The sequence below is a fragment of the Arthrobacter sp. SPT-J7 genome (assembly GCF_059089965.1).
The window spans coordinates 1-8,237 of sequence record NZ_JBNHFF010000153.1; the positions used below are offsets into that span (position 1 = coordinate 1).

Genomic DNA, 8,237 nt, shown 5'->3' on the forward strand with positions numbered 1-8,237 from the left:
ACCGGCCGTCGTCGTCAGCAGAAGCCTCCCGGGGAGGCGGTGGGGATCAGATGTTGAAGCCGAGGGCCCGCATCTGGTCCTTGCCGTCGTCGGTGATCCGTTCCGGACCCCATGGCGGCATCCACACCCAGTTCAGGCGCCAGTCGTCAACAACGCCGTCCAGGGCCTGGCCCACCTGCTCCTCCAGGACGTCGGTGAGCGGGCAGGCGGCAGTGGTAAGAGTCATGTCGATCAGCAGCGCGCCGTCGTCATCGGAGTACTTCAGGCCGTAGAGCAGGCCGAGGTCCACAATGTTGACGCCGAGCTCGGGGTCGATGACATCCTTCAGCGCCTCTTCGACGTCCTCAAGGCTCGTGCGCGACACGTTGATTTCGGTCATGGCAAAGTCCTTACGAGGCCTGTGCCGCGGCGGGTGCAGCGGCAGCGCCGGCGCCCTTCGCGTAACGGTCGTAGCCTTCTTCTTCCAGGCGGTCGGCCAGCTCGGGGCCGCCTTCCTCGACAACCTGGCCGTCCACGAACACGTGCACGAAGTCGGGCTTGATGTAGCGCAGGATACGCGTGTAGTGGGTGATGAGCAGCGTGCCCATCTTGCCTTCGGCGTGCGCACGGTTGACACCCTCGGACACAACCTTCAGCGCGTCAACGTCCAGGCCGGAGTCGGTCTCGTCCAGGATGGCGAACTTGGGCTTGAAGAGTTCCAGCTGCAGGATTTCCACCCGCTTCTTCTCACCGCCGGAGAAGCCTTCGTTGACGTTGCGCTGGGCGAAGTCGGCGTCGATGCGGAGCTGCTCCATGGCCGCCTTGACGTCCTTGGTCCAAGTGCGGAGCTTGGGCGCTTCGCCGTCGATAGCGGTCTTCGCGGTGCGCAGGAAGTTGGTCATGCTGACGCCGGGGACCTCCACCGGGTACTGCATGGCGAGGAAGACGCCGGCGCGGGCACGCTCGTCAACGCTCATTTCCAGGACGTCTTCACCGTCAAGGGTGATGGAGCCGCTGGTGACGTTGTAGCGGGGGTGGCCTGCGATGGTGGAGGCCAGCGTGGACTTGCCGGAACCATTGGGACCCATGATCGCGTGGGTTTCGCCGGTCCGGATGGTCAGGCTTACGCCCTTCAGGATTTCCTTGGTGCCCTGCTCCGTCTCAATACTGACGTGCAGGTCCTTGATCTCAAGAGTAGACATGTGTCTTGTTCTCCTCTGCACCGTGCCTGGCGGCTGCGGTGCGGTCTCTGTCTGGAAGTTGGTTCGTAATTCTGTGGTGCTAGCTGAAGTTGGGGGCTTCGGCGCCGTTGAGGATGTTGGTGAAGTCCACATAGACCTCGTCTCCCCGGATTTCGACGGCGAACACCGGAACGGGATCGTAGGCCGGGAGCTGCAACGGTTCCCCGCTGCGCAGGTCGAACTGGGAGCCGTGGCCCCAGCACTCGATGGCGCAGCCCTCCACTTCGCCCTCGGACAGGGAGATGTCCGCGTGCGAGCAGGTGTCACCGATTGCGTGAATCTCCCCCATGGAGTCCTTGACGATCGCCACAGGGTAGTCGTCGATCAGGATCCGCAGCGCCTGCTTCAGCTGGATTTCATCCACCTTGCAGACAAGCTCGCCCTTTGGCTGGTCAGTCATCTTTGTACCCGTGCCCCGTTACCTCTAGTTGTCCGTCAATGCGAGTTCGTGCTCAACAGCCTCGGTCAGCCGCTCCTCGATGGAGGGGACCTTAATCTGCTGGATGATCTCGTTCAGGAAGCCGCGGACCACCAGGCGGCGGGCAACCGACTCCGGGATGCCGCGGGCCATCAGGTAGAACAGGTGCTCATCATCCATCCGGCCGGTGGCGCTGGCGTGGCCGGCACCCTCAATCAGCCCCGTCTCGATTTCGAGGTTGGGCACGGAGTCGGCGCGGGCGCCGTCGGTCAGCAGCAGGTTGCGGTTGGCCTCGTAGGTGTCGGTGCCTTCTGCTTCCTTGCGGATCAAGACGTCACCAACCCAGACGGCGTGGGCATTGCGGCCCTGCAGTGCGCCCTTGTAGAGCACGTTGGACTTGCAGTTAGGGACTGCGTGGTCCACGAACAGGCGCTGCTCCAGGTGCTGGCCGGCGTCGGCGAAGTAAAGGCCGAACAGCTCTGCCTCGCCGCCGGGGGCGGTGAAGCGTGCCGACGGCGTAACGCGGACCAGGTCCCCGCCGAGGCTGACCATGACGTGCTTGAGCTTGGCGTCTCGGCCGATCTTTGCCTGCTGGGAGGAGGCGTGGACGGCATCGTCGTTCCATTCCTGGAGGGAGACAACAGTCAGGTTGGCGCCGTCTTCCACGATGATCTCGACGTTCTCCGATACGACGGCCGATCCCCTGTGGTTCAGGACCACAACTGCCCTGGAGAACTTCTCCGCCACGATCACGAGGTGCTGGGCGGCGGCCTCGAGGGAGGTGCCTTCGATGTCGACGGAGATCTCCGTCAGGGCTTCGAACTCAGCCGGAATTGTAACAACGGTGGCTCCCGCGAAGTTTTCCCAGGCGTTGGCTGACACGCGGTCCTCGGGGACGCCGGCGGTACCAATCCGCTGGTCATCGCGGTTGACGCTTTCCACGGTGACCTGCTCGGGACCGGTGACCACCACGGTGGGGGCAGCGCCGGACAGGACATCGGAGTGCAGGCCGCGGAGACGCTTCAGCGGGGTGAAACGCCAGTCTTCCTCCATGCCGGTGAGCGGCTTGAAGTCCGCAAGCTTGTAGGACGTAAGACGGCCGGCCCGCGAGCTGTCCGGCACGCCTTCCCCGCCGCCGTGGGAGTGGCTCTTGGCCGAAGCCCCCGCAAGCGGTGCCTTGGAGCCGGCATTGATCGGCGAAAGGCTCTCGCCTTCTTCGGTGAAGCCGTCAATGAACGGCTGGGCTGAGGGCGCGCCGATGCGTGCCTTTTCAGTAGTGATTTCAGTCATCGTTATCCGACGGACCCTTCCATCTGCAGTTCAATCAGGCGGTTCAGCTCAAGTGCGTACTCCATGGGGAGCTCGCGGGCGATGGGCTCGATGAAGCCGCGGACGATCATCGCCATGGCTTCGTCTTCGCGCATGCCGCGGGACATCAGGTAGAAGAGCTGCTCTTCGCTGACCCGGGAAACAGTTGCCTCGTGGCCCATCACAACGTCATCCTCGCGGATGTCGATGTACGGGTAGGTGTCCGAACGGCTGATGGTGTCAACCAGCAGCGCGTCACAGCGGACGGTGTTGGCGGAGTGCTTGGCGCCCTCGCGGACCTGCACCAGGCCGCGGTACGCTGCACGGCCGCCGCCGCGGGCCACCGACTTGGAGATGATGGAGCTCTTGGTGTTAGGCGCGATGTGCACCATTTTGGATCCGGTGTCCTGGTGCTGGCCCTCGCCGGCAAAAGCGATGGACAGGGTTTCGCCCTTGGCGTGCTCACCCACCAGGTAAACGGCCGGGTACTTCATGGTGACCTTGGAGCCGATGTTTCCGTCGACCCACTCCATGGTGGCGCCCTCTTCGCAGATGGCACGCTTGGTCACGAGGTTGTACACGTTGTTGGACCAGTTCTGGATGGTGGTGTACCGGACGCGGGCGCCCTTCTTCACAATGATCTCCACCACGGCAGAGTGCAGGGAATCCGAAGTGTAGATCGGAGCCGTGCAGCCTTCGATGTAGTGGACGTAGGAGTCCTCATCCGCGATGATCAGGGTCCGCTCGAACTGGCCCATGTTCTCGGTGTTAATGCGGAAGTATGCCTGCAGCGGAATGTCTACATGGACGCCCTTGGGGACGTAGACAAACGAGCCGCCGGACCAGACAGAGGTGTTCAGCGACGCGAACTTGTTATCGCCCACCGGGATCACGGTCCCAAAGTATTCCTGGAAGATCTCCGGGTGTTCCTTCAGGGCAGTATCGGTGTCCAGGAAGATGACGCCCTGCCGCTCAAGGTCCTCACGCAGCTGGTGGTAAACAACCTCGGACTCGTACTGGGCGGCGACACCGGAAACCAGGCGCTGCTTTTCGGCCTCGGGGATGCCCAGCTTGTCGTAGGTGTTCTTGATGTCCTCGGGCAGGTCTTCCCAGGTGGCAGCCTGCTTCTCGGTGGAGCGGACAAAGTACTTGATGTTGTCGAAGTCGATGCCGGACAGGTCCGCGCCCCAGGTGGGCATGGGCTTGCGGTCGAAGTACTTCAGGCCCTTGAGGCGCAGGTCAAGCATCCACTGCGGTTCGCTCTTCTTGGCCGAAATATCCCGGACCACTTCTTCGTTGAGCCCACGGCGTGCGTTGGCGCCGACGTCGTTCTTGTCAGCCCATCCGTACTCGTAGTTGCCGATGCCGTGCAGCTCGGGATTCTTTTCCAGAATCTCCGAGATCACAGTGTTTTCGGCTACCGCTTTCTCTGATAGTTGGTCCGTCATCACGGCCTTTCTTGCTGATGGTTGTGTACTTCATTCAGGCTGGCGGGGGCTGCCGGGGGCTTTATGGGCCCTTGGGCAGACAGCCTGCCTGTGGGTATGTGGGTGGTGCAGACGTGCCCGCCGCGGGCCAGGGTGGAGAGGCGGCGGACGTCCACGCCGACCAGCCTCGAGAACACTTCGGTCTCCACGTCGCAAAACACGGGGAACCGGGCGGCGAGTTGTTGGATGGGGCAGTGGCCCTGGCATAGCTGCACGCTCGAGAGTGCCGCCGGGAGCGGCGGCTTGGCCTCGATGGAGGCTGCCGAGGCCACGAAGTTGTCACGGCTCAGGGCGTCCGCCAAGGCCTTGGCGCGGTCGGTGATGTCCGGGCCCGCCTTGTCGATTTCCGGGGCGTACCGGCGTTCCATCTCTTCAAAGCGCTCGACGGCGAATGCCCGCACGGCGTCCGGCCCGGCAACTTTCTGGAGCTGCTGGAGGGCAAGCGCGGCGATACCAAGGTAGTCGTTGCCGAGGCTCGACTGGCCCTGCGAGCTGAGGACGTAGCGCCGTGCGGGACGGCCTGCCCCGGCGCCGGACTTTGCCACGCGCTTGACTTCGATAACGCCTGCACGCGATAAATGGTCCAGGTGCCGCCGCACCGCCGCCGGAGTGAATCCCAGCAGGTCGCCGAGTTCGGCGGCGCTGACGGGTCCGTGTTCCAAGACGGCCGAGAGGACGCGATCCCTGGTGCGCTCGTCGGCCTCAGCCACCGGACCGGCGGCCAGGGGGCCACGGTCTGCGGGAGCCTGTGAGGCCCCGTGCCCGGCGAGGGGCACAGCAGTAGCGTTGCTCATGGAATACACAACACAATAATGTCGTAATTTAGTCCCTCGCTCCAGTAAGGGGAGGCTGACCTGACCCGGCCGGAACCTTCGGAGTTTTGCCAGATACGCCCGGGCCTGGCCACGGCGGAAGTCCTCTTATCTGACCTAAACGCGTGGAGGCGGTCCCTGCACAGGCGAAGGACGTCCGAAAAATACTACATCCCGTAGAATATCCCGGTGCGATCCCCCCAATCCCCGGTTCTGTCCATCAGCGGGCTAGTTAAGGATGTAGGCCCGCTCGCAATCCTGGACGGCAAAATGCTCCGGGTGGTGAGCGGGGTCTCCCTTGTCGCTGAGCGCGGTCAGGTCACTGCCCTCCTGGGCGCCAACGGTGCCGGGAAAACCACCACCCTTGAATGCGCCCAAGGCCTTCAAAAAAGAAGCGGCGGTACCATCTCCCTGTTGGGCCACGACCCCGAAACGGCAGGGGCACAATTGCGCTCCCGCGTAGGTGTCATGCTTCAGGAGGGCGGGCTGCCGCCGTCATCCAGGCCTGTTCCCTTACTGCGGCACATTGCCGGACTCTACGCCCGGCCCTGGCCAGTTGATGACCTGATTGAGCGGCTGGGCATCGGTGCCTTCAGCCGGACCACGGTCCGTCGGCTCTCCGGCGGGCAGAAGCAGCGCCTGGCCCTTGCCGCTGCGCTGATCGGCCGGCCGGAAGTCCTCTTCTTGGACGAACCAAGCGCCGGCCTGGATCCGCAGTCCCGCCAACTGGTGTTCGACCTCATTGCCGAGCTGCGCGGCGCGGGGATGGGCATCGTCCTCACCACACACCTGATGGACGACGCCCAGCGCCTGGCCGACTACGTTTACATCATCGACGGCGGCCGGAACGTGGCCGAGGGCACTGTCCAGGAGCTGCTCCAGCGCAGCCCTGCCGTGGAAGCGGGGGCCGAACACATTCGAACGCTGGAGTTCGAAGCGGATCCGGGGTTGGATTTTGCCGGGCTTCTGCCGGAGGGCATTCACGTCTCCGAGAACCGCGCCGGAAGCTACTCCGTGACGGGCAGCCTGACACCGGGGCACCTGGCAGCACTGGCCCGGTGGTGGGAGGCGCACAACATCATGCCGGCTTCGATGAGCCTGCAGGCGCGTAGTCTTGAAGACGTCTTTTTGGATATTTCGGGAAAGGACATCCGATGAACGGGACAGCGTTCGGGGCTGCCGACGATGCTTTGGGCTCTACGTCAGTCACTGGCCTGGGCGGTGTTTCCGGCCGGCAGGAGCCTGCCTCGCTGCTGCGCCGCGTTCTGCTGCAGGGCAAGTACGAGGCTTCGGCCATGCTGCGGAACGGCGAACAGCTGATTCTGGCAGTAGTGCTCCCGCTCCTGGCGCTTGTCGGCCTGACCGTGACTCCGTTCATGGACGGACTCGGGGGCAGCCGGATCGACGTGGCAGTACCCGGGATCCTGGCTTTGTGCGCCATGTCTACGGCATTCACCGGGCAGGGCATCGCCACCGGCTTCGACCGGCGTTACGGCGTGCTGCGTTTCCTTTCTACCACTCCCCTAGGACGCGGCGGGCTGATCGCGGGGAAAGCACTGTCGGTCCTGGCCGTCCTCGGCCTGCAGGTGGTGGTAGTCAGTGCGGTTGCCCTGTCATTGGGATGGCAACCGCAGGCAGCCGGCTGGGTTTCCGGCCTGTTCCTGCTGGCACTGGGCGCCGCCGCCTTTACCGCCTTGGGTTTGCTGGTGGCGGGGACAGTCCGGCCTGAAGCCACACTGGCCATCACCAACCTGCTGTGGATCCTGCTCGGCGCCCTGGGCGGGATTGTCATCCCGGCGGAACGCCTGCCTGCCGGCGCCCAGGCAATGGTGGAGTTCCTGCCCTCCGGCGCGCTGGGGGAATCCCTGCGCGAAGCTTTCCTCGACGGCACGCTGAATGGCGGCGCCACCCTCATCCTGCTGCTTTGGACCGTCATTGCCGGGGCAGCAGCCATCCGTTGGTTCAAGTGGAATTGAGATATCCGTGAGCACGGCCGCACGCCTCCCCCAGTTTGTTGACCGCCTGTCATCACGGCTGCCCCGCACGGTGGACGTCCGGGTCCGCCGCCTGGCGGTTGCCTCCCTGATCGGCCAGACCCTTTTGGTGGTTACAGGCGGGGCGGTGCGGCTGACCGCCTCCGGTCTGGGCTGCCCTACCTGGCCGCGCTGCACGGACACCTCGCTGGTGAACACACCGGAAATGGGCATCCACGGGTTCATCGAATTCGGCAACCGTCTCCTCACCTTCGCTCTCGCCGCCGTTGCCGCCCTGATGCTGGTGTACTTGTGGAACCTCCGCAAGGAGCGCCGGGACCTTTTCCTGCTGGCACTCGGGCTGCTGGCCAGCATCCCGGCCCAGGCCGTGATCGGCGGCATCACGGTCCTGACCAACCTCAACCCCTGGGTGGTGGGCCTGCACTTCCTGGTGTCCATGGCACTGGTGGTCTTCGCCACGCTGCTGGTGAACCGTGCCTTTGGGCGGACGGGAAGGTTCCGGACCGTCTCCCACACCGCCCTGCCGGGCATCATGCGTCCGGTGACGGCCGTCGTCGCGATCTTTTCCACGCTGGCCGTGATGCTCGGCGTAGTGGTGACCGGGGCCGGTCCGCACGCAGGCGACGCCGACGCTCCCCGGAACGGGCTGGACTGGGACCTGTTCTCCCATATCCATGCCGTTCCTGCCTACCTCATTACCGCTGGCACAGTGGTGGCACTGGTGCTGGTATTCCTGCGCCGGATCAGGGGGCCCTTCCGCGCCGCAGTCCTGGGTCTGCTCGGCGTGACGCTCCTCCAGGCCGTCATCGGCTTCACCCAGTACTACAACGGCGTTCCCGCGCTGTTGGTGGCTGCCCATATGCTGGGGGCCGCGCTGCTGATGGTGGCCGCAACCAACGCCTGGGACATCGCCCGGTCCAGCCCCGTGGAGTAGATCCGCCCGAACAGGCCAACCGCCACGGTTCCTGGCGCAGCGGGGCGCGTGGCACCTGGCGGCC

9 protein-coding genes are annotated in these 8,237 nt (G+C 64.5%); 3 read left to right on the forward strand and 6 right to left on the reverse strand.

The window, feature by feature from the left end; translation table 11 throughout:
- Nucleotides 1-46: 46 nt before the first annotated feature.
- The 6 genes from AC5RWX_RS27555 to AC5RWX_RS27580 form a co-directional block, all read right to left on the reverse strand.
- Nucleotides 47-379, reverse strand: a complete 333-nt coding sequence (locus AC5RWX_RS27555; protein ID WP_104045508.1) for a metal-sulfur cluster assembly factor — start codon at nucleotides 377-379, stop codon at nucleotides 47-49.
- A gap of 10 nt (nucleotides 380-389) precedes the next feature.
- Nucleotides 390-1,181: a Fe-S cluster assembly ATPase SufC gene (gene sufC / locus AC5RWX_RS27560; RefSeq protein ID WP_494099441.1), complete on the reverse strand. Its 792-nt coding sequence runs from the start codon at nucleotides 1,179-1,181 to the stop codon at nucleotides 390-392.
- A gap of 79 nt (nucleotides 1,182-1,260) precedes the next feature.
- Nucleotides 1,261-1,620, reverse strand: a complete 360-nt coding sequence (locus tag AC5RWX_RS27565) for a non-heme iron oxygenase ferredoxin subunit (RefSeq protein WP_163163562.1) — start codon at nucleotides 1,618-1,620, stop codon at nucleotides 1,261-1,263.
- Nucleotides 1,621-1,644: 24 nt separating this feature from the next.
- Complete coding sequence (sufD, locus tag AC5RWX_RS27570; RefSeq protein WP_494099442.1) at nucleotides 1,645-2,928, reverse strand: Fe-S cluster assembly protein SufD; 1,284 nt, start codon at nucleotides 2,926-2,928, stop codon at nucleotides 1,645-1,647.
- Between the two features lie 2 nt (nucleotides 2,929-2,930).
- Entirely contained in the window at nucleotides 2,931-4,394 is a 1,464-nt protein-coding gene (sufB, locus tag AC5RWX_RS27575; protein WP_458778633.1) for a Fe-S cluster assembly protein SufB, read from the reverse strand.
- On the reverse strand, nucleotides 4,394-5,236 hold the full coding sequence (locus tag AC5RWX_RS27580) for a helix-turn-helix transcriptional regulator (RefSeq protein ID WP_494099443.1): 843 nt from the start codon (nucleotides 5,234-5,236) through the stop codon (nucleotides 4,394-4,396). Before AC5RWX_RS27580 ends, sufB begins: the two co-directional genes overlap by 1 nt.
- 198 nt (nucleotides 5,237-5,434) lie before the next feature.
- Between AC5RWX_RS27580 and AC5RWX_RS27585 the strand changes: the two genes are divergently transcribed.
- Genes AC5RWX_RS27585 through AC5RWX_RS27595 form a run of 3 tightly spaced genes read left to right on the forward strand, consistent with a single transcriptional unit; the run spans nucleotide 5,435 to nucleotide 8,173 of the window.
- Nucleotides 5,435-6,403, forward strand: coding sequence for an ABC transporter ATP-binding protein (locus tag AC5RWX_RS27585; RefSeq protein ID WP_494099444.1), 969 nt, complete (start codon nucleotides 5,435-5,437; stop codon nucleotides 6,401-6,403).
- Nucleotides 6,400-7,221, forward strand: coding sequence for an ABC transporter permease (locus AC5RWX_RS27590; protein ID WP_494099445.1), 822 nt, complete (start codon nucleotides 6,400-6,402; stop codon nucleotides 7,219-7,221). Before AC5RWX_RS27585 ends, AC5RWX_RS27590 begins: the two co-directional genes overlap by 4 nt.
- A 7-nt stretch (nucleotides 7,222-7,228) precedes the next feature.
- On the forward strand, nucleotides 7,229-8,173 hold the full coding sequence (locus tag AC5RWX_RS27595) for a COX15/CtaA family protein (protein WP_494099446.1): 945 nt from the start codon (nucleotides 7,229-7,231) through the stop codon (nucleotides 8,171-8,173).
- The last annotated feature ends 64 nt before the right edge of the window (nucleotides 8,174-8,237 follow it).

Bases quoted from the DNA above. Each gene is read 5' to 3' on its own strand.
- AC5RWX_RS27555 (WP_104045508.1), bottom strand. From the start codon at position 379: ATGACCGAAATCAACGTGTCGCGCACGAGCCTTGAGGACGTCGAAGAG.
- sufC (WP_494099441.1), bottom strand. From the start codon at position 1,181: ATGTCTACTCTTGAGATCAAGGACCTGCACGTCAGTATTGAGACGGAG.
- AC5RWX_RS27590 (WP_494099445.1), top strand. From the start codon at position 6,400: ATGAACGGGACAGCGTTCGGGGCTGCCGACGATGCTTTGGGCTCTACG.
- AC5RWX_RS27565 (WP_163163562.1), bottom strand. From the start codon at position 1,620: ATGACTGACCAGCCAAAGGGCGAGCTTGTCTGCAAGGTGGATGAAATC.
- sufB (WP_458778633.1), bottom strand. From the start codon at position 4,394: ATGACGGACCAACTATCAGAGAAAGCGGTAGCCGAAAACACTGTGATC.
- sufD (WP_494099442.1), bottom strand. From the start codon at position 2,928: ATGACTGAAATCACTACTGAAAAGGCACGCATCGGCGCGCCCTCAGCC.